Here is a 25,696-nt window from a genome sequence, read left to right on the forward strand (position 1 = left end):
TCCTTGTCCTGTCGCTCGCTTGTACTGGTACATCCAGTAGGTCGGTGCTGGACATAGTACATCTTATATCAAAAATCTTAGTCTTTTTTTATATTTTCTTTATTAAGTAAAAGGGGATATTTGCTGTGGAGAAAAAGAATGTTTTATTGTGTGTCACAGGCGGCATAGCCGTCTACAAGGCAGCGGATTTGACGAGCAAATTAGTCCAGTCCGGATTTAACGTAAAAATTATCATGAGTGAATCAGCCATGAAATTTGTCACTTCGCTCACATTTCAGGCGTTAGCGAGAAATGAAGTCTATACAGACACTTTCAATGAAAATAACCCTGAGGTGATTGCCCATATTGATGTTGCAGATTGGGCAGATCTTATATTAGTAGCCCCCGCTACAGCCAATGTGATTGGAAAGCTGGCTAACGGCATTGCTGATGACATGATCACCACCACCCTTCTGGCAGCGAGGGCTCCAGTCTGGATTGCACCGGCAATGAATGTCCATATGTACGGGCACCCGATCGTCAAAAGGAATATTGAAACACTCGCACAGACAGGTTATCAATTCATCGAGCCGAGTGAAGGCTATCTTGCCTGTGGCTATGTCGGAAAAGGCAGACTGGAGGAACCTGTAAAAATAGTCGAAATGGTGAAGAACCATTTCTTTGCACAGCGTTTATTTGATGGTAAGACTTTTTTAATCACAGCAGGCCCTACCAAGGAAAAAGTGGATCCTGTCCGTTATTTTACAAACCGCTCCAGTGGGAAAATGGGATATGCTCTTGCAGAACAGGCGGCATTGATGGGGGCTGAAGTCATCCTAGTTTCGGGTACAGACTCACTGCCTGCTCCCAATGGTGTAAAAGTCGTCCATGTGGAAAGTGCGGCAGACATGTTCGATGCGGTGATGACTCATGCAAATGAAGCTGATGTGATCGTTAAAAGTGCTGCGGTAGCAGATTATCGCCCTAAACAGGTACATGCTTCAAAAATGAAGAAGCAGTCTGGGGATTTGGTCATTGAACTTGAGAGGACAAAGGATATTCTTTTTGAACTGGGCAAAAAGAAGGCAAATCAATTCCTCGTCGGGTTTGCAGCGGAAACGGACAATATGGAGGAGTATGCCAAAGGGAAGCTTGTGAAAAAAAATGCGGACATGATCGTGGCGAATAATGTTGCAGCAGAAGGAGCGGGTTTTGCAGGCGACACAAATATCGTCACAATTTTTCATAAGGACCATTCCAGCGTCCAACTCCCATTGTTGAGCAAACAGGAAACAGCCAGGAAGATTTTACACGAAATATCGGAAAAGCTGGGGGGCGATCACCACTTATGACAATCGCACAAGTCATTGTTGATGTTCCGGCCCTGGGAACAGACAGAGTATTTGATTACGGTGTTCCGAAAAAATGGGAGGGTATTATCCGGCCGGGGATGCGTGTTGCCGTCCCGTTCGGTCCCAGATCCATACAGGGCTTTGTTGTGGATTTGAAAGAAGATACAGATGTAGAAAAGTTGAAAGACATCAAACAGCCGCTTGACCTTGCACCTGTCCTGAATGAAGAGCTTCTGAATCTTGGGCACTGGATGGCATATGAGACTTTATCATTTAAAATATCTGTATTTCATGCAATGCTGCCTGTTGCTATGAAAGCGAAGTATGAGAAGATTATCCGCAGGACAGATAATTCAGCCATACTACTAGATGACTTGTTTGAGGGAAAACAGAAGATTTCATGGAAGGAAGCTGAAAAACGGAACCTTCTTCCCGCACTTCATAAGCAGATTGAAAACGGAAATGCTGAAGTTATTTACTTTGTGAAAGACAGGGCCAGGAAAAAATTAAAAAAGGCTGTCAGAGTAAACGCAGGAATAGAGGAGTTGGAGGAGCTTCTTCAAACTTTGCCTGCCAATGCCGTCAATCAAATAAAACTTATACAATTCCTCTTGAATGTGAGTCCCGATACTATTGAAACGTCCATTTTGGTAAAAGAGGCCGAAGTTCCGACAGCCGCCATAAATGCATTGATAAAAAAGGGAGTCTTTTCGGAGCTCTTGATGGAGGAATATCGCGATCCGTATAAACATAGGGATTTTGAAAGAACAGAGCCGCTTGAACTAACGAATGACCAGAGAGAAGCGATGAATCCGATTTTACAATCAATCAATGACGACCGGCATGAAACATTTCTCTTGTATGGTGTCACAGGCAGCGGAAAAACAGAAGTTTATTTACAGGCGATTCAGGAGGTAATCGTACAGGGGAAAGAAGCGATAGTTCTTGTCCCTGAAATTGCCTTGACGCCGCAGATGGTTGAGCGTTTTAAAGGAAGATTTGGAAGTGATGTCGCCGTTTTGCACAGCAGGCTTTCCATCGGGGAACAGTATGATGAATGGAGAAAGGTCCAAAGGAAGGAAGTTAAAGTGGTAGTAGGGGCACGTTCAGCAGTCTTTGCCCCCTTTGAGAATCTTGGAATTATAATTATTGATGAAGAACATGAGTCTAGTTACAAGCAGGAAGAGACTCCGCGCTACCATGCTCGGGATGTAGCAATCAAAAGAGGAGAGAATCACCATTGTCCTGTGATTCTCGGCAGTGCTACCCCTTCGCTTGAGTCTTTTGCCAGAGCACAAAAAGGCGTATATCACTTGCTTTGCTTGTCAAAAAGAATGAATGACAGGGAACTTCCTCCTGTTTCAGTTGTTGATATGCGGGAGGAAATGAGAACTGGAAACCGGTCGATGTTTTCAACTGAACTTTTTGAAAAAATCAAAGACCGTCTTGATAAAGGAGAGCAGACCGTCCTGTTCTTGAACCGCCGCGGACATTCCACTTTTATCATGTGTAGAGATTGTGGTTATGTCATGCAATGTCCTCACTGTGATATCTCAATGACTTACCATCGATCAACAAATGAAATGAAATGCCACTACTGCGGCTTTCAAACCACTGTTCCAGTTGAATGTCCTGAGTGCAGCAGCAGCCATATCAGATACTTTGGAATGGGGACCCAAAAAGTTGAGGAAGAATTGGTGAAGCTTATTCCGGAGGCAAGAGTCATTAGGATGGATGTTGATACAACAACGAGAAAAGGGGCCCATGAACGGATTCTTGATCATTTTCAATCAGGGAAAGCGGACATTCTGCTTGGGACACAAATGATTGCCAAAGGATTGGACTTTCCAAATATCACTCTAGTAGGAGTGCTCAGTGCTGATACGATGCTTCATTTACCGGATTTCCGGGCCGCCGAGAAAACATTTCAGCTTCTAACACAGGTCAGCGGCAGGGCTGGAAGGCATGAGTTGTCCGGGGAAGTGGTCGTTCAAACATATACCCCTGAACATTACAGCATCCAATTGGCAGCGTTGCAGGATTACCAACGCTTTTACAATCAAGAGATGACAATGAGAAAAATTGGCTCTTATCCGCCATATTATTATTTGGCCCTTGTAACTGTCACACATGATGATTTGCTGCAAGCAGTCACCGTTACCGAAAAGATCTCCGCCTTTTTGCAACAGAACATCTCTAAGGAAGCGATATTATTGGGGCCTGTTGCATCTCCGATACCTAAAATCAATGATAGATATCGCTATCAATGTCTGATAAAATACAAGCGTGAACCAAACCTTCTTTCATCTTTGAGAAAGGTGTTGGAGCACTATAACAAACAAACTGCCCGTGATGGGTTTTCCGTCACTATTGATATTAACCCTTATAACATGATGTAAAGAAAATAGAAAGAAGGTACAACCTTGTCCATACTTCAGATTGTTCACCACCCAAATGAAATTCTTGAAACAAAGTGTAAGGAAGTAACAAGCTTCGATGAAAAGCTCCATCGGCTGTTGGACAATATGTATGACACGATGGTCGCTGAAGACGGTGTCGGGCTCGCGGCTCCGCAAGTAGGCATTTCCCGTCAAATTGCCATCGTTGATTTAGGGGAAGATGAAGATTCGGAGCTATTTGAATTGATCAACCCTCGAATTATCGATGAAAAAGGCAACCAGGTCGATTTGGAAGGGTGCTTAAGTTTTCCAGGGATTTATGGGAAGGTTCCTCGGGCACATGAAATTAAGGTCAAAGCCCAGGACCGGTACGGCAACGAATATTTCCTGCATGCAGAGGATTTTCTGGCCCGTGCTATCCAGCATGAAATCGATCATTTATACGGTGTGCTGTTTACATCTAAAGTGATTGAATATGTTAATGAATCTGATTTGAGAGATTGGAGTGAAGAACAATAACCAAGGTAATATTCATGGGCACGCCTGATTTTTCAGTGCCTGTTTTAAGAAGGCTTATTGAAGATGGATATGACGTTGCTGCTGTGGTTACACAGCCGGACAGGCCAGTGGGGAGAAAAAGGGTGTTGACACCGCCACCTGTTAAAATTGAAGCGGAAAAATTAGGTATTCCTGTCTTACAGCCTGAAAAGATTCGGGCGGCCGGCGAAGCAGAAAAAATACTTGCACTTGGCCCTGATTTAATTATTACAGCAGCCTATGGACAAATACTGCCGCGAGAAATTCTGGATTATCCCAAACTCGGATGTATCAACGTCCATGCATCCTTGCTTCCGGAATTGCGGGGTGGAGCGCCTATTCACTATGCAATTTTACAAGGTAAGAAGAAAACAGGTGTCACAATCATGCATATGGTGGAGAAATTGGACGCCGGCGATATGATCAGTCAGGTCGAGGTTCCAATCGAAGAAGATGATGATGTCGGTTCCCTGCATGATAAATTAAGTATCGCCGGGTCGGATCTGCTGTCGATTACATTACCGAAAATAATCTCCGGCGAGGCTGATAGAATACCTCAAAATGACGAATTGGCCACATTTGCTGCTAATATTACTCGTGAACAGGAAAAAGTCGACTGGAATAAAACCGGCCGGGAAATCTATGACCAGGTTCGCGGCTTACGGCCATGGCCTGTTGCTTATACAAAGCTTAACAACGAGGTTTTAAAGATCTGGAAAGCCGAAAAACAGGTGGCCGGACAAGCTGGGGTTCCCGGAACAATTATTAATGTGGAAAAAGATGGATTCACTGTTTCCACGGGGGATGGCACAGCCATAAAAATTACCGAGCTTCAACCAGCCGGGAAGAAAAAAATGTCTTCCTCACAGTTTTTAATGGGAGCAGGATCTTTTATTGAACGAGGGTTGAAATTGGGCGGTCACGATGAGTAAACGAAATAAGAATGTCAGGGAAGCAGCCCTCGATATAATTGAAGCTGTTGAAAAGCATCAGTCATACAGTAATCTGCTTCTTAACGATACGATTAAAAAATATCTATTTACTGGCCCGGATACAGCTCTTTTGACGGAAATTACATATGGCACAATTCAAAGAAAAATGACGCTGGATTATTATTTGAGCCCATTCCTAAAAAAGAAAGTGGAGCATTGGGTTCGTCTTTTATTAAGACTTTCTCTGTACCAGATGATGTATCTTGATAAGATTCCTGACCGTGCAGTCATACACGAGGCTGTGGAAATTGCTAAAAAACGCGGTCATAAAGGGATCGCCGGGCTGGTTAATGGAGTGTTGAGGTCTGTTCAAAGAGGGGGAATTCCCTCCCTCGATGATATAAAAGATCCAATTGAGCGGATCTCGATAGCAACAAGTCATCCTGCTTGGCTTGTCAAGCGATGGGTTGACCAGTATGGTTATGAAAAAGCTAAAAATTTGTGTGAAGAGAACCTCCTTGCACCTGTCCAGACAGCTCGGGTTAATATGACTGTAACAAGCCGGGATGATGTCATCAAAGCGTTGAAAGAAGAAGGTTTGTCAGCAGTTCCCAGTAACCTTCTTCCGGTAGCAATCCGGGCAGTTGAAGGAAATCTCGCTCGATCCAAGGCCTATGATAATGGTCTTTTTACGATTCAAGATGAGAGTTCCATGTTGGTTGCCTATGCCCTGGAAATTGAACCCGGCCTACAGGTGCTTGATGCCTGTGCGGCCCCGGGAGGGAAGACGACTCATATTGCCGAAATGCTTGATAATAAAGGAAAAGTGGTGGCGCTTGATCTCCACCCTCATAAAGTGAAGCTGATCATGGACCAAGTTAAGAGACTCCGATTGGAAAATGTGGAAGCGAGGGCATTGGATAGCCGTAAAGCGAGTGATGTTTTTGAAGCCGAGTCATTTGACCGTGTACTTGTTGATGCTCCTTGCTCTGGATTAGGCGTTCTAAGGAGAAAGCCCGATATTAAATATTCAAAAACCGAAGAAGATATATACGCACTTAAGAGTGTGCAAATGGATATTTTGCATGAAACGTCCAAGCTGGTTAAAAAAGGCGGTATGCTTGTTTTCAGTACTTGCACCGTCGATAAAGAAGAAAATGTTGAAACAGCCGCAAGATTCCTGGAGCTTCACCCTGAGTTCGAGCCGCATCCTCTTAGGATGCCGGAAGGACTTTCGATGAAAAATGACGGAAATTCATTGCAAATTTTCCCGCAAGATTTTGGCGGTGACGGTTTCTTCATATCCTCCTTCAGAAAAAAAGGGTTATAGAATGCGTGTTCATAAAGTTGTCAAATCAGAAGGTCCGTAAAGGCTCATGTCCTGTGGCCACGTCTTTATTAGCACGGTGTGTTCGTCGCAAGAAGGTCAAAGCGGCTGATTTTACACATCGGACTGGCTTAAATACATGGGCAGCATCGGAAACGAACCATTGAAGAGATTGGCAACTTATCATTTGGCGACTTTTTGAACATCTTCTAGAATGGAAATAATGAGAAAAGCAAATCGTGTACTTATGGGTGAGGTGATAGGATATGCTTGCAGTTTTTAAAACAGACAGGGGACAGGTCCGGCCGCATAATGAAGACGATGGCGGGGTATTCATCAACAGTCGGGGTGAAATGCTTGCTATTGTCGCCGATGGTATGGGAGGTCATAAAGCAGGTGAAGTTGCGAGCGGCATTGCTGTCAGTTTATTGAAGGAGCAGTGGGATGAAGTTAACCAAAATCTGAGTCCTACAGAAGCGGAACAGTGGTTTCATGAGCATGTTGCTGCTGTCAATAAAAAAATCTTTCAGCACTCCATCGAAAATTCCCAGTGTGAAGGTATGGGTACGACGATCGTAGCTGCAATCTGTACAGACAGGTTTGTTACGGTGGCGAATGTTGGCGACAGCCGCTGCTATGTATTGAATGACCAAGGATACGCTCAGCTGACGGAAGACCATTCCTTTGTAAATGAGCTTGTGAAAACCGGACAAATATCACCCGAGGATGCAGCACATCATCCCAGAAAGAACATTGTACTCAAAGCTGCCGGAACACAAGAGGAAATTGAAATAGACACTAAAACAGTCACGTTTGAAGAAGGGGACAAGATTTTACTATGTTCGGACGGATTGTCTGATAAAGTAAGCAAAGCGGAAATGGAAGGAATATTAAAAACGCCCTTGCCAGGGGAAGACAAGGCTGACAATTTGATCCAACTTGCTAACCAATATGGCGGCGAAGATAATATTTCACTTGTCATAGTAGAATATGAAGCCCGCGACGAAAGCAGGTGCAATGAATGCTGATCGGGAAAAGAATTAGCGGGCGCTATAAAATCATAACTATGATTGGCGGCGGCGGAATGGCCAACGTCTATTTGGCTCATGATATGATCTTGGACCGTGATGTTGCAGTAAAAATATTAAGGCTGGACTTTGCGGACGAAGATGAATTCATCCGTCGTTTTCAACGGGAAGCTCAATCGGCGACCAGCCTGAACCATCCGAACATCGTAAACATTTTCGATGTAGGGGAAGAAGATAATATTTACTACATCGTCATGGAGTATGTTGACGGGATGACCTTGAAACAATACATACAAAACTATTATCCCATTTCGGTTGAAAAAGTGATTGATATTGTCAAACAGCTGACTTCCGCTCTTGCACATGCCCATTATAATCATATCATTCACCGTGATATCAAACCGCAAAACATTTTAATAGATCACGATGGAAATGTGAAAATAACTGATTTCGGAATTGCCATGGCATTGACCGCCACTTCAATTACACAAACAAATGCCGTTCTTGGATCTGTACATTATTTATCTCCCGAGCAGGCAAGAGGAGGCATGGCAACCAAAAAGTCGGATATATATTCATTGGGAATCGTTATGTTTGAATTGTTGACAGGGAGGCTCCCATTTTCCGGTGAATCTGCCGTTTCTATCGCCTTAAAGCATTTGCAATCGGAAACTCCCCCGCCGACAAGGTGGAATCCTGATATTCCCCAAAGTGTAGAGAATATAGTATTAAAAGCGACTGCCAAAGACCCTTTTCTTCGTTATAACAGTGTTGAAGAGATGGGGAAAGATTTGGAGACAGCTCTCGACCCCGAGCGGCTGCAAGAGCCCAAGTTCATCATTCCGGAAGATAATGATGCAACGAAAGCTATCCCGGTGATTACAGATGAGCTCGTTGAATCATTGGACGATGACACAATGATTCATCAAATTGAAAATAAAGATCCTGAAAAGCCGAACAATAACAATAAGGACAAAGTAAAGAAGAAAAAGAAAAAATGGCCATGGGTGGTTGGCTCCATTTTATTAGTCTTGATTCTTGCCACAGCACTTCTCATGACAGTCATGCCCTCACTAATGAGTGCCAAAGTAGTGCAGGTGCCTGACGTAAGCGGAGAATTGTATGAAGACGCGGTGTTAAGCCTCGTGGAGGCAGGTTTTGAAATCGGTGAAACGAATCAGATACCGGATGAAGAAGTCGCGGAAGGCGAAGTGATCAAGACAAGTCCGAAAGCCGGCCGTGAGGTGAAAAAAGGCAGTGTAATCACCATCTATTTAAGCACCGGAAAAGAGAAATTTGTCCTGTCAGATTATAAAGGGCGCGAATATGAGGCAATTGTCGAGCTTCTTGAAAAAGAAGGCTTTGACCATATTGATAAGGAAGAGGTATATGATGCTGCTTCACCTGGAACAATCATCGGGCAAGACCCGGCCCCAGGCTCAGAGGTGGTTCCTTCTGAAACTAAACTTATTTTTAAAGTGAGTCTAGGTGAAGAGAAAGTTACATTGAAGGATTTGACGGGGAACAATCAAAAAGGTCTGGAAAACTATGAAGAATCATCTGGGTTGATAATTGATTTTTCCGATGAGGAATATTCGGACGATGTGCCCGAGGGGCTTGTCATCAGGCAGGATCCTGCACCCGGTACAGAGCTCATGAAGGGGTCCACTGTAAAAGTTACAATTTCAAAAGGGCAGGAAGAAATACCGCCCAAGGAAGTGACCAGGGAAATTAATATTCCATACGAGCCGAGTGAAGAAGGAAAGCCTCAGGAAATCAGGATCTTCATCGAGGATATGAACCACAGTATGACGGTTCCGGCGGAAACCTTCTCGATTGATGCTCCAATGAAAAAGCAGTTGAAATTTACTATAGAAAAAGGGAAAAAAGCCGGCTATAAGGTTGTAAGGGATAATACGGTTATTTTGGACGAAGAAGTACCGTATCCGGGAGACTAATATTCAGGAAGGATGGATGCCATGTCGGATGGAAAGATCATTAAAGCGCTGAGTGGATTTTACTATGTACTTTCGGGGGATCAGGTAGTTCAATGTCGTGGGCGGGGAGTTTTTCGGAAAAGAAATGTGACCCCCCTTGTCGGGGACTATGTCGTTTTCCAATCGGAGAATGCAAACGAAGGATATATCATGGAAATCAAGCCAAGAAAAAATGAGCTTGTCCGGCCTCCAATCGCCAATATCGATCAAGCATTATTGGTTTTTTCCGCTGCAAGGCCTGATTTCAGTCCACAACTTCTTGACCGTTTTCTATCAGTTGTAGAAGCCAATGACATATCTCCGGTCATATGCATTACAAAAATCGATCTTTTAACCCCGGAAGAAAAGAAGAAAATTGAATGGTACATTGATGGATACCGGTCAATTGGATATAAGGTTTTCCTTTTGTCATCAATGACTGGTGAGGGAGTTAAGAAGATTTTTCCGTTAATAGACGACAAGATCAGCGTTTTAGCTGGACAGTCTGGTGTTGGAAAATCATCCTTACTCAACTCGCTGCATCCAAAGCTAGAAATAAAAACGGCCGATATTTCGGACCACCTTGGAAGGGGGAAGCATACAACCCGTCATGTTGAGCTTCTTCAAATCGGAGGCGGACTAGTTGCCGATACCCCCGGCTTCAGTTCATTGGAATTTCCTGAAATGGAAGCTGAGGATTTGCCATATACTTTTCCAGAAATACAAGAATACGGGGAAAACTGTAGGTTTAGGGGCTGTCTTCATATAAATGAACCCGGCTGCGCCGTAAAACAAGCTGTGGAATCAGGCGACATCCGCCAATATCGTTATGACCATTATCAAGATTTTTACTTAGAAATTAAGAATAGAAAGCCGAGGTATTAAGTATGAAGATAGCACCTTCAATTCTTGCTGCAGATTTTTTAAAGCTGGGCGAAGAAATAAAAGAAGTGGAAGCAGCAGGGGCGGACTATATTCACATCGATGTCATGGATGGACATTTCGTTCCGAATATCACAATGGGACCCGGAACTGTTGCCGCCATCAAAACTGTGACAGATTTGCCGCTAGATGTGCATCTGATGATAGAAAATCCTCATCTTTATATTGAGGACTTCGCAAAGGCGGGTGCGGATTATATAACAATACATGTTGAAGCCGACCCGCATCTGCACCGGACTCTCCAAGAAATAAAAAAACACGGCGTCAAGCCGGGAGTCGTATTAAATCCGGCAACTCCTGCCGCGTCGATTAAACATGTGATAGAAGACATCGATATGGTTTTATTAATGACAGTCAATCCTGGCTTTGGAGGACAGTCATTTATCGAGTCGGTCCTTCCAAAAATAACGGAGATTAAAAACATGGCTAATCAAAAAGGCCTGGATTTGGAGATTGAAGTGGATGGCGGGATCAATTCGGAAACAGCTAGGCTCTGCAAGGAAGCAGGTGCGAACGTATTTGTCGCCGGTTCGTTTATCTTTAACCAATCTGACCGTAAAAAAGCGATTGAAGATTTGCGAAGACAAATAGGGATCCAATGATTAAAATAATCCACATTGTCGCTGGCGGGCCGGAAAAATTAGTCCCGGACTTATCTGAATATCAGGATGAAAATATCATCTGGGTAGGCGTGGATAAAGGGGTCCAGATGATAATTGGTGCCGGCCTCCGTCCTGATATAGCCGTCGGCGACTTCGATTCAATCCTCGAAGATGAGTGGAAACGGATTGAGAGGCTTGTCCCATCACTTCGGAAATTTAAGCCGGAAAAAGATGAAACGGACATGGAGCTTGCCATCATGTGGGCATTGGAAATGAACCCGACTTCCGTCAGAATTTTCGGGGGGACGGGCGGCAGGCTTGATCATTTTATGGCCAATGCCCTTATGCTTGGAAAGTACAAACAGGAGAACCCGAATGTCACTTTTGAACTTATAGACGTCCAAAACATTCTTTCGGTACATTTACCAGGAGGCTATGATGTAAAGGGGGATGAAGAAAGAAAATTCATCTCCTTTATCCCGATTTTTTCAGATGTATATGGATTGACATTGAAAGGATTCAAATATCCCCTCAATAATCATCACGTCCCCACCGGTTCTTCCTTATGCATAAGTAATGAACTTATTCACGAAACTGGTCATTTTTCATTTGAAAAAGGCATACTAATGATGATAAGGAGCAAGGATTGAATTTGGTTTGATTGAACCGGGCATGCGTACTTATGCATAGATCATGAATATGATATGTAGAGTCAGTTTTTAGAGTGATGAGGAGGGGACCTGTATGAAGTTTTATACAATCAAGCTTCCTAGGTTTTTGGGGGGTATTGTGAGGGCAATGCTGGGGACGTTTAAAAAGGATTAATTCAAAAGCGCCTTTTCAGGCGCTTGCGTTTGACGGACGATTGTATGTAAATATGTTACCCTTGCTTTTGTGATTGGGTAAAAGGAAAGAGGCACCTTTTAGGCGCCTCTTTTGTGTGCAAGAAATGTCCAGCTACAGCGCCCAGCGACTAGCAAACTTCGCTAAACGGGCGCATTCGCCTTTCTTATTAAACTCTTTCCACTTTTCCTGATTTAAGTGCACGTGCTGAAACCCACACACGCTTTGGCTTTCCGTCCACTAAGATGCGTACTTTTTGGAGGTTTGCACCCCAAGTACGTCTATTAGCATTCATTGCGTGGGAACGTTTGTTGCCTGTACCTGTTTTACGTCCTGTTATGACACATTTTTTTGACATTTATGATTTCCCTCCTGTCACTGGCGTTACAATAAATAATCAAAAGATTATTTCATCCTCTTTGTGAAAAGATACCTTAATAATTTATCATAGAAATACCTGCAATGCAACAATTCATTATACTTCTGTCATGGAATCTTCCTTGACAGTTGAAACTGACTTGGTAATTGTCTGCAGGTTTCTGGCTTTTAAATTAGAACCCATTATAGTAATATAATCATAGTTCTAATAGGAAATTATAGGGACGTGGCTCATAATAATAGGGGGGATATTTTGTGTCCATTGAAATGAAAACGAAATTTGGCCAAATTGATATTTCCAATGAAGTCATTGCTACAATTGCCGGAGGCGCGGCTATTGATTGTTACGGTATTGTCGGTATGGCTTCGAAAAACCAGATTCGCGATGGTTTGACCGAAATTCTAAGAAAAGACAATTTTTCCAGGGGTGTCGTCATACGTCAAGAAGAAGATGAACTTCATATTGATATGTACATTATCGTCAGCTACGGAACGAAAATTTCGGAAGTGGCTTTCAATGTGCAGTCAAAGGTGAAATACACATTACAGAAAACGATCGGAATGTCTGCCGATACAGTCAATATTTATGTTCAGGGGGTTCGTGTGACGAATCCGTAATGAGGAGGAAAAGTTCGTGTCGATAACATCTTTGGATGGGAAGCGCTTCGCCGAAATGATTCTAAGCGGAGCGAATCAATTATCAGCAAACGCTGAAATGGTTGATGCTTTAAACGTTTTCCCTGTTCCAGACGGGGATACGGGAACAAATATGAAATTATCCATAACTTCCGGCTCAAAGGAAGCCCAAGCTAATAAGCAGGACCATATCGGAAATGTCGGTGCGGCGTTTGCAAAAGGTCTGTTAATGGGTGCCCGTGGAAACTCGGGAGTCATTTTATCTCAATTGTTCAGGGGCTTTTCAAAAGATATTGAAAACAAATCATCAATAAACGCCGTGGAATTCGCCCAAGCACTGGAAAAGGGAATGGAAACTGCCTATAAGGCAGTCATGAAGCCAGTGGAAGGAACAATTTTAACAGTCGCAAAGGATGCTGCGAACGCGGCGGTTAAAGCTGCAGGAACAACTGATGATTTAATAGCTATCATGCAAGAAACATTGGATGAGGCAAAAAGGTCTCTGGGAAGAACCCCGGACCTGCTGCCGGTTCTCAAAGAAGTCGGAGTAGTGGATAGTGGCGGCCAAGGGCTTGTGTGTGTCTACGAGGGGTTCTTGGCAGCTCTTACTGGTAAGGAAATTCCAGGTGCTGCTCCTGTTGCCCCTTCAATGGAGGAACTGGTGAGCGCACAACATCATCAAAGTGTCCATGGCTTCATGAATACGGAAGACATAAAATTCGGATACTGCACTGAATTCATGGTTCGGTTCGAAAGCGGAAAGCGTCCATACAGCGAAGATGAATTTCGCTCCGATTTAAGCCAATACGGAGATTCGCTGCTGGTCATCTCTGATGATGATGTGGCTAAAGTCCATATTCATTCGGAGCAACCTGGAGAAGTATTGTCGTATGGACAGCAGTACGGTCCTTTAATCCACATGAAGATTGAAAACATGAGAGAGCAGCATAGCGCATTGACAAATGAAAGGCCAGCTGGACAAGCTCCAATCCCAGTAAAAGAAAGGCAGGAGTATGCCATTTTGGCAGTTTCCATGGGAGATGGTGTAGGGCAGCTCCTAAAAAGCATCGGTGCTTCCGCCACCATAGAAGGTGGACAAACGATGAATCCGAGCACCGAAGATATCATGGAAGCTGTAAAAGCGGCGAATGCAAAAAATGTCATTATTCTGCCTAACAATAAAAATATTATCATGGCTGCCGAGCAGGCTGCAGAAATTGCTGAAGAAAATGTTATTGTTATCCCATCGAAAACGATACCTCAAGGTATGGCAGCGATCCTTGCATTCAATCCTACCGCTCCACAGGAGAAAAATCGTGAGGGTATGACCGAGGCCATGGAAGAAGTGAAAACTGGTCAGGTCACATATGCGGTAAGGGATACAGTCATAGATGGAGTGAAGATCACGAAAGATGACTATATGGGGATAGCTGATGGAAAAATTGTTACTTCCGGACCCGAACTAATAGAAACGGCAAAAAGTTTGCTTCAGGAAATGATTGACGAAGATTCGGAAATTCTGACCATCCTGTTTGGCGAGGGTGCTGAAGAGTCTGAAGTTGAGCGGCTAGCAGATTTTGCCGAACAGAATTTTGAAGATGTTGAAGTGGAAGTTCATGATGGAGGGCAGCCAGTTTACAACTTCATTTTTTCAGTAGAATAACAAGAAAAGCGGAAGTGCTCGTTTAGCGACGTACAGACTGAGCCGAAATGCGGAAACGCCTTGATCAGCCCCGACAAGCACAAGACGATTCCCGAGGAGGCAGTACTTCAGCCACCACAGGGAATTGGCTTGTAACCTCGAGAGGCTAGGGCTAGGCGTTGCAGCTAGACAGTTAGAAATGCGGAAGACGGCCGCTTAGGGGCGACAAGCGCTGGAGGGCAATCCAGTGAAGTCGCTCTTTGACTTCATTGGATTGCCCGAAGCGACCTCGAGCCCCTGCCGTCTGCAGCTAGACAATAGTGCCTCCAACGGGATAAAGGATAAGGAAGTGCGAGAGTGCCTGCTTATCGGCGACAAGCATAAGGTGAGCGCTGGCGAAGGCGTCCTTTGCCTTCAGAAGCGATTGGCTTATGACCTCGAGCCGATGGCACTCGCAGCCGGACAACACGGCGACGAAGGCAGGCTCAGAACGCGACATCCTGTCGCTTCGCTTGCACTAGGACGTCCTGTCCGTCGGAGCTGGCCGCAGCATAATCTGATTAACAAGCTATCCACAACCATACAGAATCAAGGGGGCAGTATAGCGGATCATGAATAATCCATTGGATCAAGAAGTGACGGTATTAAAAGGAATTGGGGATGAAACAGCTGCTCAATTAGCCGGCCTGGGCGTTCATACGATTCACGATTTACTGTACTATCTCCCTTACCGGTACGATGACATGAGGCTGCGCGACCTGTCCCAGGTTGAACATGATGAGCGCATTACGGTTGAAGGGAAGGTTCATAGTGAACCTTCCCTTGTATATTACGGGAGGAAAAGAAACCGGTTGACTATTCGACTGCTTGTTGGAACATATTTGGTGAAAGCTGTCGTTTTTAACCGGGGGTATTTGAAAGGAAAACTGCAACCGCAAAGTACAATTACTGTTACAGGGAAATGGGATAAACACCGGCAAACAATCACTTGCAATGAAGTCGTGCTTGGCCCTCATGAGGGAGTAGGTGATTTTCAGCCGGTGTATGCAGTAAAAGGACAGCTGACGGTAAAAGCTTTGCGCCGTTTTATTACGGAAGCTTTCGAGGGATACACTCCGTATATTAGAGAAACCCTTCCGAATTTCTTTTTAGACAAATACAAGCTTGCCGGCACCAAAGATGCATTGTCATACATGCATTTTCCTGAGTCGGAAAAGGAAATGCAGCAGGGACGCAGGCGCTTCGTTTACGAGGAGTTTCTTTTATTCCAGTTGAAAATGCAGGCCCTTCGAAAGATGAATAGAGAAAGAACTAACGGCGTCGGCCAAAACTATGACCTTCAAAAACTAAAAACATTTATTTCTTCCCTTCCATTTTCCCTTACAAACGCACAAAAAAAAGCAGTTAACGAGATTTGCTTTGATTTGAAATCACCTTATAAGATGAACAGACTTCTGCAGGGGGATGTCGGTTCGGGAAAAACCGTTGTGGCTGCCATTGCACTGTTTGCAAGTGTCACTGCCGGATATCAGGGGGCACTCATGGTTCCGACCGAAATTTTGGCAGAACAGCATGCCGAGTCGCTTCGGAATCTCTTTTCGCATACCGGGCTATCCATTGACTTGCTGACAAGCTCGGTGAAAGGAAAGAAACGGGAAGACATATTGAATCGATTGAAAACCGGTGAAATAGATATTCTTATCGGAACCCACTCCCTAATCCAGGATGATGTGAACTTCCACCATCTTGGCCTTGTCATTACAGACGAACAACACCGGTTTGGGGTCGAACAGCGTCGAGTCCTTAAGGAGAAGGGTGAAAGTCCGGACGTCTTGTTTATGACTGCCACACCTATTCCCCGTACATTGGCCATAACGGTCTTTGGGGAAATGGATGTTTCCATCATTAACGAACTGCCAAAAGGAAGAAAGCCTATTGAAACATATTGGGCGAAACATGAAATGCTTGACAGGGTCCTTGACTTTATGGAAAAAGAGCTCCGCCAAGGGAGGCAGGCCTATGTCATTTGTCCATTAATAGAAGAAAGTGACAAGCTGGATGTCCAAAATGCAATTGACGTATTTGACATGTTTTCAAACCATTTTCAAGGTCGCTTTAAAACTGGTTTGATGCACGGACGCCTGCCCGCTGCTGAAAAAGACGAGGTTATGAAAGCATTCAGTGAAAATGAAATACAACTGCTTGTATCGACAACTGTCGTGGAGGTAGGGGTCAATGTTCCGAATGCAACCTTCATGCTGATTTATGATGCGGAAAGGTTTGGTTTAGCCCAGCTTCATCAACTGCGCGGCCGTGTCGGAAGGGGGAGCAGCCAGTCATACTGCGTTTTGCTCGCTGACCCGAAGACTGAAGTTGGAAAAGAAAGAATGCGCATCATGACTGAAACAAATGACGGTTTTGTTTTAAGTGAACGTGATCTTGAACTTAGAGGCCCAGGTGACTTCTTTGGAAAAAAACAAAGCGGCCTTCCTGAATTTCAAGTGGCGGACATGGTTCATGATTATCGTGTATTGGAAGTTGCCAGAAATGATGCGGTTGAACTGATAGAATCCGAGTCTTTTTGGAAGGATGATCAATTTTTGCCGCTGAGACGGCAGTTGGAAGAATCGGGTGCATTGTCCGAAGACAAGCTTGACTAGAAGTTTGCTTGCAGCTGATTTAATAGTTGCAAGCAGCCCTACTGTTTTATATACTACTATTAATACCAAGTCTTAATATCGGGGAATGGTGTGAATGACAGATGAGGCCTTCGAAAAAGGTACGGCAGAAATTGCTCGTTGAGACTATAGATACCAATCCTTTTGTAACGGACGAAGAACTGGCTGAACAATTTTCAGTAAGTGTGCAGACGATCAGGCTTGATCGGATGGAACTGGCAATACCTGAATTGAGAGAAAGAATTAAAACCGTTGCGGAAAAACATGTTGAAAATGAAGTGAAGTCGCTGCCGATGAGTGAAGTGATCGGTGAAGTGATCGATCTCAATTTGGATCAAAGTGCGATTTCGATATTCGATGTCCAGCAAGAACATGTATTCACCCGTAACTCTATCGCTAGGGGCCATCATTTATTTGCCCAGGCCAATTCGCTTGCAGTGGCGGTCATCAATGATGAATTAGCGTTGACTGTCAAAGCGAAAATCCACTTTACCCGCTCTGTAAAAGTCGGGGAAAGAGTGGTAGCAAAGGCAAAGGTGCGACCTTATAAAAGAGGCGATAAAAGAACAATAGTGGAAGTTGAAAGTTTTGTTGGCGGTGAACTTGCATTCAGGGGAGAATTTGAAATGTTCCGTTCCAGCGAATGATAAGAAAAGTGTCAGGGCCAGTTTAGTGACGTACAAACTTGAAATGCGGAAGACGACTGCTTAGGGGCGACAAGCTGCTGTTGGCTCAGAACGCGACCCTGTGGCTTCGCTTGCACTAGCACACCCTGTGCAGAGGATAGCAATCCGGTGAACGTTCTTTGACTTCATTGGATTGACCGAAGAGACCTCGAGCCCCTGCCGTCTGAAGCTAGACACCGGAGCGTTGAAAAAAGTGAAGTGCCTAAGTGCCCTTTTATTGCCAAAAGCCAGATGAGCGTCGAGGAAGGATTAGTTTTTAGCAGGGGTTGTCTTGTAACCTAAAGCCGATGACGCTTGGTAGGTTAAGACAGCAACTATAATGAAAATGAATGCTGCCTTAGTTTTTGGAAAAAAGGAGATAAATTATGAAAATAGCAATTGATGCCATGGGCGGTGATCATGCGCCAAAAGAGGTCATACTCGGCGTGAACAAAGCAGCCCGTGATTTTTCTGATACTGAATTTGTTTTGTTCGGTGATGAAGAAAAGATTAAAACACACTTGCAACCAAATGAGCGGGTAACAATAATACATACGAAGGATGTAATCGGTCCGACAGATGAGCCTGTCAGGGCTGTTCGCAGAAAAAAAGAAGCTTCAATGGTGAAGATGGCACAGGCTGTTGCTGATAAAGAAGCAGATGCATGCATCTCCGCTGGCAACACAGGTGCATTGATGGCTGCGGGTTTATTTATTGTCGGCAGAATCAAAGGCATTGAGCGGCCGGCGTTAGCGCCGACCCTTCCCACTTTGGATGGCAAAGGGTTTCTGATGCTCGATTTGGGTGCAAATGCAGATGCAAAACCAGAGCATTTACTCCAATATGCTTGGATGGGCCAGATATATGCCGAAAAGGTAAGGAAAATTGAAAAGCCAAGGGTCGCTTTGTTAAATATCGGCTCTGAAGCAAATAAAGGCAACGAACTTACGAAAAAAGCATTTGAACTGCTCGAGCAATCCGATGTAAATTTTGTAGGCAATATTGAGGCACGGGAATTGCTGGAGGGTCATGCAGATGTCGTTGTCACTGACGGCTTTACCGGTAATGTCGTACTAAAAGCTATCGAAGGGACTGCCGCTTCGCTTTTTTCTATGTTAAAATCGACGTTTACAAGCAGTCTGAAAAATAAACTGGCCGCAGGCCTGATTAAATCCGATCTCGTCGAATTGAAGAATATGATGGACTATTCAGAGTATGGGGGCGCTGCACTTTTCGGCCTTCAGGCCCCTGTAATAAAAGCCCATGGGTCATCCAATGCTAATGCCATCTACCATGCGATTCGCCAGGCAAGGGACATTGTGATGAATGATGTATCGGAAACAATCAAAAGCAGTGTCACTGAACAAAAAGCATAAAGGAGTTGGGAAATTGGGAAAAATAGCATTTATCTTTCCAGGCCAAGGCTCTCAGACCGTCGGCATGGGAAAAGAAGCAGCTGAATCGAATACAAATGCCAAGAAGACTTTTGAACAGGCTGACGAACGGCTTGGATACTCGCTTTCTTCTATTATATTTGAAGGTCCTCAAGAAAAATTGACACTTACTGCCAACGCACAACCGGCACTTTTAACAACCAGCATTGCCCTTATGCAAGACCTGAAAGAAGCAGGAATCAGTCCTGACTACACGGCTGGCCACAGTCTTGGCGAATATACAGCGCTTGTGGCAGCTGGAGCAATTGATTTTTCCGATGCCGTATACGCGGTGAACAAACGCGGTGAGTATATGGAAGAAGCAGTTCCAGATGGAAAAGGAACAATGGCAGCTATACTCGGACTAGATAGAAGTGTGCTCCAGGATGTATGTGCAAGTGTTTCCGAAAAAGGTGACGATGTTCAATTAGCCAATATGAACTGTCCTGGACAAATTGTCATCTCAGGAACTGTGGCAGGTGTTCAAAAAGCGGGGGAAAAAGCAAAGGAGCAGGGCGCGAAGCGTGTACTGCCTTTGCAGGTAAGCGGTCCTTTCCATTCAAGTCTTATGAAGCCGGCGGCAGAAAAATTTAGTGGGATTTTAAATGAAATTACGATTCGTGATGCCTCCGTGCCGGTAGTTGTCAATGTTACCGCAACACCGGAAACGAAAAAGGAAGTATTTGAAGAAAAGTTAATAGAGCAGCTTTATTCACCGGTATTATGGGAAGACACTGTACAGCAACTCATTGCATCCGGTGTGGATACCTTTGTTGAAGTTGGTCCAGGAAAGGTGTTATCCGGATTGGTTAGAAAAGTGGACAGAAATGTTAAGACAATTTCAGTCCAAGATCCGGAAAGCTGCCAACAGGCCATAGAATTGTTGAGGGGGGAATAGCATGAAATTGGAAGGAAAAGTGGCACTTGTCACAGGCGCTTCAAGGGGAATCGGCAGAGCAACTGCACTTGCGCTCGCCGAGGCGGGAGCCGATGTAGTGGTGAACTATGCCGGAAGCACCGATAAAGCCAATGAAGTGGTGGAAAAAATTAAGTCCCTTGGCAGGGAAGCCATCGCTTATCAATGTAATGTTTCCGATTCAGACGCAGTCCAAGCAATGGTTAAGGATACGATAGCCAAGTTCGGTAAGCTCGATATTCTCGTGAATAATGCAGGAATCACCAGAGATAATCTTCTCATGAGAATGAAGGAAAATGAATGGGATGACGTAATTGACACAAACTTAAAAGGAGTCTTTCTTTGCACGAAAGCTGTCACAAGACAGATGATGAAGCAAAGAAGCGGACGAATTATCAACGTCGCTTCCATAGTCGGTGTGATCGGGAATCCAGGACAGGCCAACTACGTTGCCGCAAAAGCAGGAGTGATCGGCTTGACAAAGTCGACAGCAAGGGAACTGGCATCCCGCGGTATCACTGTGAACGCAGTTGCACCTGGTTTTATCACAACAGATATGACCGACCAATTGACAGAGGAGCAAAAAGAAGCAATGCTCCAACAAATTCCATTGGATAGATTTGGACAGGCCTCTGATATTGCAGGCACAGTTTTATTCCTTGCATCGGATGATGCAAACTATATTACTGGGCAGACAATCCATGTTGACGGCGGCATGGTCATGTAATTTCTCATCAATATTTTATTTTTGCCGTATATCGATTATAATGGCTTGAGGGGAGGTGAATCGGATGGCAGATGTACAAGAAAGAGTGACTAAAATTATTGTAGACCGCCTTGGAGTGGAAGAGTCAAAAGTTGAAATGGAATCTTCTTTCAGAGACGATCTAGGAGCTGACTCACTTGACGTTGTTGAGCTTGTCATGGAATTAGAAGATGAGTTTGATATGGAAATTTCTGATGAGGATGCTGAAAAGATTGCAACAGTAGGCGATGCGGTCAATTACATAAAAAGCAATAGCTAGTCGTTGGAAACTGAAATGTCCCGTTGATTACCAGCGGGGCTTTTTCTACTTCAAATTTACCTCATAAGGTGGATAGACAATGAGAAAAACAAGAAAAGATGCAAAAATGGCAGAAAGGGAGGCCCACCTGTTTAAAAAGCTGCAGGAGCGGACAGGTATACATTTTATAAACGTAAAACTCTTGAAAAAAGCTTTTACACATTCATCCTATGTGAATGAGCATCGGAAAAAGCCGTATGAAGACAATGAACGCCTTGAATTTTTGGGTGACGCCGTCCTGGAATTGACAGTCTCCCAATTTTTATATGAAAAATATCCGATGATGAGTGAAGGAGAATTGACAAAATTAAGAGCAGCAATTGTTTGTGAGCCATCCCTTGTCACCTTTGCCAACGAACTGGATTTCGGTGAAGTCGTCCTCCTCGGAAAAGGGGAAGAGATGACTGGGGGAAGAAAAAGGCCTGCACTGCTCGCGGACGCCTTCGAAGCATTTATTGGCGCTTTGTACCTTGATCAGGGATTGGAAAGAACCCAGGCTTTTTTGGAAGAGATTGTTTTTCCGAAAGTTGAAATAGGTGCTTTTTCTCATGTGATGGATTTTAAAAGCCAACTGCAGGAAGTTGTCCAAAGGGATGGGGCCGGCACATTGGAATATCAGATATTAAATGAACACGGCCCGGCACATAACCGCTTGTTCGAATCTCAGGTGATACTGAATGGCCAAGTGCTTGGAGCAGGTAAGGGCCGTTCGAAGAAAGAGGCTGAGCAGCACGCTGCACAAATGGCCCTTGGAAAACTGAATGAACAGTGATTTCGGTAATGGAAAGGGGGAGAAAGATTGTTCCTCAAGCAATTGAATATTTATGGCTTCAAGTCATTTGCAGAAAAAACAGAACTTGAATTCGTACCGGGTGTCACGGCTGTAGTCGGGCCAAACGGGAGTGGAAAAAGCAATGTCACCGATGCACTTCGCTGGGTCCTTGGGGAGCAATCTGCCAAGTCGCTGCGCGGCGGTACGATGGAAGATATCATTTTTGCCGGCAGTGATGCCAGAAAACCTTTGAACTATGCCGAGGTATCAATCATACTTGATAACCAGGCAGGAAATCTGCCCATTGATTATAATGAGATCAGTGTGAAAAGGCGGGTCTTCCGAACAGGTGAAAGTGAATTTTTCATCAACGGCAATCCCTGCAGACTCAGGGATATCGTTGATTTGTTTACTGATTCAGGGTTGGGAAGAGAAGCTTTTTCCATTATCAGCCAAGGTAAAGTCGATCAGATTTTGAACAGTAAGCCCGAGGAACGACGGACGATTTTTGAAGAAGCAGCAGGTGTGCTTAAATATAAGCAACGAAAGAAAAAAACCCAGGAAAAACTTTCGGAAACAGAAGATAATCTACAGCGTGTCCAAGATATCCTTCATGAACTTGAAAACCAGCTGGGGACCCTGAAGGAACAGGCAGAAACTGCACAAAAATTTATTCAGACCCAGGATGCCCTAAAGAAGATTGAAGCAGCCCTGGTCGTTCGGCAAATTGAGAGCCTGTACGAAAAGTGGGAAAAGGTCAAGGGTGAACTTGAAACACATACTGATGCAGAAATAAAATTGGCCAATGAAATACAACAACTTGAATTCGCAACGGATGAAGAAAGACAGAATCAAAATGCAGTTGACGAAAAAATAAACACACTTCAGGAAAAGCTTCTTACCGTTTCCGAGTATTTGGAAAAACTCGAAGGGCAGCGTCAAGTGCTGCAGGAAAAAAACAGGAATACAATCCAGCATATGGAAATGCTGAATGAAAATATAAAGATTGCAGAATCCAAAAGCGCCGAACTACAAAATGAGTACAAAAGAACTGAGCGGCTGATCTCTCAAAAAGAGGCTGAATCCAGTGCGCTGAAAAATGAACTTTTGGAAAAAAATAACGAACTCGGCGAATTGGATGGTACCCTCGAACATGCAATTGAATCATTAAAAACCGATTATGTTGATTTCATGAATGAGAATGCAGGAGAAAAAAACAAACTCCAATACATTGAAAAACAATTGAATCAACAGAAAATCAGGCTCGAAAAACTCGAAGATGACAAAAGGATATACATCAAGGAGCAAACTTCGATAAAAAAGCAGCTTGAAATCAAGGTTGCGAAGCTGCAGGAGATAAAAATACAGCTAGGTAACTTTGATAAAACAGCACAGCAAATTCAAAAAACTTTGGTAGAACTTAAAAAACAAAGAGAACATCAACAGTCACAGCTCTTTCAAAAATACCGTGAGATCCAAAGGATGAAGGCGGAAAAAGAAAGCCTTGAGACGATGGAGGAAGATTACACCGGCTACATGCAAGGGGTTCGTGAAGTTTTAAAAGTCAAAAACACGTTTCTTCATGGAATTGAAGGTACAGCGGCCGATCTTATTCATGTTCCGAAAGGTCTTGAAACTGGGATAGAAACTGCTCTCGGAGGAGCAGTCCAGCACGTTGTTGTTCAAACTGAAGCAGACGGGCGGGATGCAATAAACTATTTGAAAAAGAATCGGCTAGGCCGAGCTACTTTTCTTCCGTTAAGCATCATCAAGCCAAAGCATCTCCATTCCAGCCAATTGGAAATGATGCAGCGCCACGATTCTTTTCTGGGTGTTGCCGCAGCACTTGTGAAATGTGAGAAAAAGTATGAATCCATCGTTTGGAGCTTGCTGGGAAACGTTGTCGTGGCGAAAGATTTAAAAGGTGCCGGTGAATTGGCAAAACTATCCGGCTACCGGGTCCGTATTGTCACACCAGACGGCGAGATTATCAATCCAGGAGGTTCCATGTCGGGAGGGGCTTCCAAGCAAAAAAGAAGCTCTTTGCTCGGCAGGAAGAATCGAATTGAACAGCTCCGGAAGCAGCTCGAGCTCCTGGAACGTGAAACAGCCTCAGCTGAAATGGCCGTGAATGACATAAAAGGAAAAATTGCTGATCAAGAAAAGCGGCAGGGGCAGGGGCAAGTGGAGACGAAAAAGCTTGAAACATTATATTATGAGATTCAAGCGGATACCGCTAAACTTGAGATCACCTTGAAAAACACAGAGGAGTACCTTTCGCTTTGCAGTATGGAGGAAAAAGAGCTGGAAACGGAAGGGAAAGAATTGCGACTTCAAAAAGAACGTGTTGAAGCCGCTATAGTGGCCAAGGCTCAGTCTATTCGCCAATTGGAAGAGAAGATAGAGGAACTTACTGTAAAAAGAAACACCCAGGAAAGTTCAAAAGATCACCTTTTAGCTGCAATCAATCAATTAAACATACAAAATGCGCAATTAGATGAGCAGTTGAATGCAGCCCAATCGAATCTTGACCGCATTTATTCTTCTATCAACCAGGGTCGTCAACAGATAGAGATTGCTCAAAAAGAAGTAAGTACACTAGAGGGTGAAAACAAGGCATTATTGGAAAAAATGGCGGACTTACAGAAAGAAATACAAAGAAAACAGGCTGAAAGGGAAGATACGCTCCAAAGCATTTCCAACGCTCGGAATGAAAGAGTCAGGCTGCAGGAATCCTTCACCGGCAGGGAGACAGAATTAAAAGAGCTGATAAGACAGCAGAAGAAACTGGCGGATAAACTCAAAGGCGAAGAATTGAAGAGCAACCGCCTTGAACTTGAGATGGAGAGTCTCATAAAAACATTGAGAGATGAATTTACCATTTCTTTTGAGCATGCCAGGAAGGAATATTCACTTTCCATCTCTACATCAGACGCTGAGGAAACGCGGGATACACTTAAGCAGGAATTGGCTGATATCGGAACGGTGAATATCGGGGCGATCGAAGAATATAAAAGGGTAAGCAATCGCAGTCAATTTTTAACGGAACAGCAGACAGACCTTATTCAGGCAAAGGATACACTGTACCAAATCATGGATGAAATGGACCAGGAAATGACGAAAAGATTCGGCCGGACTTTCCAATCCATCCAGCAGGCATTTCAAGGAGTATTCTCCTCATTGTTTGGCGGCGGAAAAGCTGAGCTCAAATTGACACAGCCTGATGATTTATTAAATACAGGTGTCGATATCATTGCCCAGCCACCAGGAAAGAAACTACAAAATTTAAGTTTGCTGTCAGGCGGGGAAAGGTCCTTGACAGCTATTGCATTGCTCTTTTCAATCTTAAAAGTAAGGCCCGTGCCTTTTTGTGTGCTTGATGAAGTTGAAGCTGCCCTTGATGAAGCCAATGTCAATCGCTTCAGCGGGTATTTGAAAAAATTCAGCGAAAACACCCAATTCATCGTGATTACTCATAGGCAGGGAACAATGGCAGGAGCGGATGTCCTTTATGGGATTACTATGCAGGAATCAGGTGTTTCCAAGCTTGTCTCTGTCAAATTGGAAGAAGACCGGATGATGGCACAAATATAAT

The 25,696-nt window shown here is 44.1% G+C and carries 23 protein-coding genes; 22 read left to right on the forward strand and 1 reads right to left on the reverse strand.

The window, feature by feature from the left end; genetic code table 11:
- Nucleotides 1–125: 125 nt before the first annotated feature.
- From coaBC to spoVM, 11 genes are all read left to right on the forward strand, one after another.
- The gene (gene coaBC / locus D4T97_RS09355) at nt 126–1,331 is read left to right on the forward strand and encodes a bifunctional phosphopantothenoylcysteine decarboxylase/phosphopantothenate--cysteine ligase CoaBC (protein ID WP_126049944.1); all 1,206 of its coding nucleotides are present in this window, start codon (nt 126–128) and stop codon (nt 1,329–1,331) included.
- A complete protein-coding gene (gene priA / locus D4T97_RS09360) occupies nt 1,328–3,730 on the forward strand; it encodes a primosomal protein N' (RefSeq protein WP_126049946.1) in 2,403 nt (800 codons plus the stop codon). The genes coaBC and priA overlap by 4 nt, the downstream gene beginning before the upstream one ends.
- Before the next feature lie 24 nt (nt 3,731–3,754).
- Nucleotides 3,755–4,249, forward strand: coding sequence for a peptide deformylase (def, locus tag D4T97_RS09365; protein WP_126049948.1), 495 nt, complete (start codon nt 3,755–3,757; stop codon nt 4,247–4,249).
- On the forward strand, nt 4,246–5,199 hold the full coding sequence (fmt, locus tag D4T97_RS09370; protein WP_126049950.1) for a methionyl-tRNA formyltransferase: 954 nt from the start codon (nt 4,246–4,248) through the stop codon (nt 5,197–5,199). Before def ends, fmt begins: the two co-directional genes overlap by 4 nt.
- Entirely contained in the window at nt 5,192–6,529 is a 1,338-nt protein-coding gene (rsmB, locus tag D4T97_RS09375; RefSeq protein WP_126049952.1) for a 16S rRNA (cytosine(967)-C(5))-methyltransferase RsmB, read from the forward strand. Before fmt ends, rsmB begins: the two co-directional genes overlap by 8 nt.
- Nucleotides 6,530–6,792: 263 nt before the next feature.
- A complete protein-coding gene (locus tag D4T97_RS09380; RefSeq protein WP_126049954.1) occupies nt 6,793–7,554 on the forward strand; it encodes a Stp1/IreP family PP2C-type Ser/Thr phosphatase in 762 nt (253 codons plus the stop codon).
- Complete coding sequence (gene pknB / locus D4T97_RS09385; protein WP_126049956.1) at nt 7,548–9,512, forward strand: Stk1 family PASTA domain-containing Ser/Thr kinase; 1,965 nt, start codon at nt 7,548–7,550, stop codon at nt 9,510–9,512. Before D4T97_RS09380 ends, pknB begins: the two co-directional genes overlap by 7 nt.
- Before the next feature lie 21 nt (nt 9,513–9,533).
- Entirely contained in the window at nt 9,534–10,415 is an 882-nt protein-coding gene (gene rsgA, locus D4T97_RS09390; RefSeq protein WP_126049958.1) for a ribosome small subunit-dependent GTPase A, read from the forward strand.
- A gap of 2 nt (nt 10,416–10,417) precedes the next feature.
- On the forward strand, nt 10,418–11,074 hold the full coding sequence (rpe, locus tag D4T97_RS09395) for a ribulose-phosphate 3-epimerase (protein WP_126049960.1): 657 nt from the start codon (nt 10,418–10,420) through the stop codon (nt 11,072–11,074).
- On the forward strand, nt 11,074–11,724 hold the full coding sequence (locus D4T97_RS09400; RefSeq protein ID WP_235872210.1) for a thiamine diphosphokinase: 651 nt from the start codon (nt 11,074–11,076) through the stop codon (nt 11,722–11,724). The genes rpe and D4T97_RS09400 overlap by 1 nt, the downstream gene beginning before the upstream one ends.
- A gap of 94 nt (nt 11,725–11,818) precedes the next feature.
- Nucleotides 11,819–11,899 (forward strand): stage V sporulation protein SpoVM, encoded by an 81-nt coding sequence (gene spoVM, locus D4T97_RS09405; RefSeq protein ID WP_018705181.1) that lies wholly within the window; start codon nt 11,819–11,821, stop codon nt 11,897–11,899.
- 187 nt (nt 11,900–12,086) lie between these two features.
- On the opposite strand, the gene rpmB is transcribed toward spoVM, so the two are convergent.
- Nucleotides 12,087–12,275, reverse strand: coding sequence for a 50S ribosomal protein L28 (gene rpmB, locus D4T97_RS09410; protein WP_126049965.1), 189 nt, complete (start codon nt 12,273–12,275; stop codon nt 12,087–12,089).
- A 275-nt stretch (nt 12,276–12,550) separates the two neighbouring features.
- On the opposite strand from rpmB, the gene D4T97_RS09415 reads away from it, so the two are divergent.
- From D4T97_RS09415 to smc, 11 genes are all read left to right on the forward strand, one after another.
- Nucleotides 12,551–12,913 (forward strand): Asp23/Gls24 family envelope stress response protein, encoded by a 363-nt coding sequence (locus tag D4T97_RS09415; protein WP_126049967.1) that lies wholly within the window; start codon nt 12,551–12,553, stop codon nt 12,911–12,913.
- 16 nt (nt 12,914–12,929) lie between these two features.
- On the forward strand, nt 12,930–14,594 hold the full coding sequence (locus D4T97_RS09420) for a DAK2 domain-containing protein (protein WP_126049969.1): 1,665 nt from the start codon (nt 12,930–12,932) through the stop codon (nt 14,592–14,594).
- 328 nt (nt 14,595–14,922) lie between these two features.
- Nucleotides 14,923–15,192 (forward strand): hypothetical protein, encoded by a 270-nt coding sequence (locus tag D4T97_RS09425; protein WP_126049971.1) that lies wholly within the window; start codon nt 14,923–14,925, stop codon nt 15,190–15,192.
- Nucleotides 15,185–17,233: an ATP-dependent DNA helicase RecG gene (recG, locus tag D4T97_RS09430; RefSeq protein WP_126049973.1), complete on the forward strand. Its 2,049-nt coding sequence runs from the start codon at nt 15,185–15,187 to the stop codon at nt 17,231–17,233. Before D4T97_RS09425 ends, recG begins: the two co-directional genes overlap by 8 nt.
- Nucleotides 17,234–17,334: 101 nt before the next feature.
- Nucleotides 17,335–17,898 carry a transcription factor FapR gene (fapR, locus tag D4T97_RS09435; protein WP_126049975.1) on the forward strand — a complete coding sequence of 188 codons (564 nt, stop codon included), beginning with the start codon at nt 17,335–17,337 and terminating at the stop codon, nt 17,896–17,898.
- A gap of 404 nt (nt 17,899–18,302) precedes the next feature.
- The gene (gene plsX / locus D4T97_RS09440; protein ID WP_126049977.1) at nt 18,303–19,292 is read left to right on the forward strand and encodes a phosphate acyltransferase PlsX; all 990 of its coding nucleotides are present in this window, start codon (nt 18,303–18,305) and stop codon (nt 19,290–19,292) included.
- A 13-nt stretch (nt 19,293–19,305) separates the two neighbouring features.
- On the forward strand, nt 19,306–20,247 hold the full coding sequence (fabD, locus tag D4T97_RS09445) for an ACP S-malonyltransferase (RefSeq protein WP_126049979.1): 942 nt from the start codon (nt 19,306–19,308) through the stop codon (nt 20,245–20,247).
- A 1-nt stretch (nt 20,248) separates the two neighbouring features.
- On the forward strand, nt 20,249–20,992 hold the full coding sequence (fabG, locus tag D4T97_RS09450; protein WP_126049981.1) for a 3-oxoacyl-[acyl-carrier-protein] reductase: 744 nt from the start codon (nt 20,249–20,251) through the stop codon (nt 20,990–20,992).
- Nucleotides 20,993–21,056: 64 nt separating this feature from the next.
- Complete coding sequence (locus D4T97_RS09455) at nt 21,057–21,290, forward strand: acyl carrier protein (RefSeq protein ID WP_126049984.1); 234 nt, start codon at nt 21,057–21,059, stop codon at nt 21,288–21,290.
- Nucleotides 21,291–21,369: 79 nt separating this feature from the next.
- Entirely contained in the window at nt 21,370–22,101 is a 732-nt protein-coding gene (gene rnc / locus D4T97_RS09460) for a ribonuclease III (protein ID WP_126049986.1), read from the forward strand.
- Between the two features lie 27 nt (nt 22,102–22,128).
- A complete protein-coding gene (gene smc / locus D4T97_RS09465; RefSeq protein ID WP_126049988.1) occupies nt 22,129–25,695 on the forward strand; it encodes a chromosome segregation protein SMC in 3,567 nt (1,188 codons plus the stop codon).
- Nucleotide 25,696: the final 1 nt, after the last annotated feature.

The sequence above is a fragment of the Siminovitchia acidinfaciens genome (assembly GCF_003605385.1).
GTDB lineage: Bacteria > Bacillota > Bacilli > Bacillales > Bacillaceae_C > Siminovitchia > Siminovitchia acidinfaciens.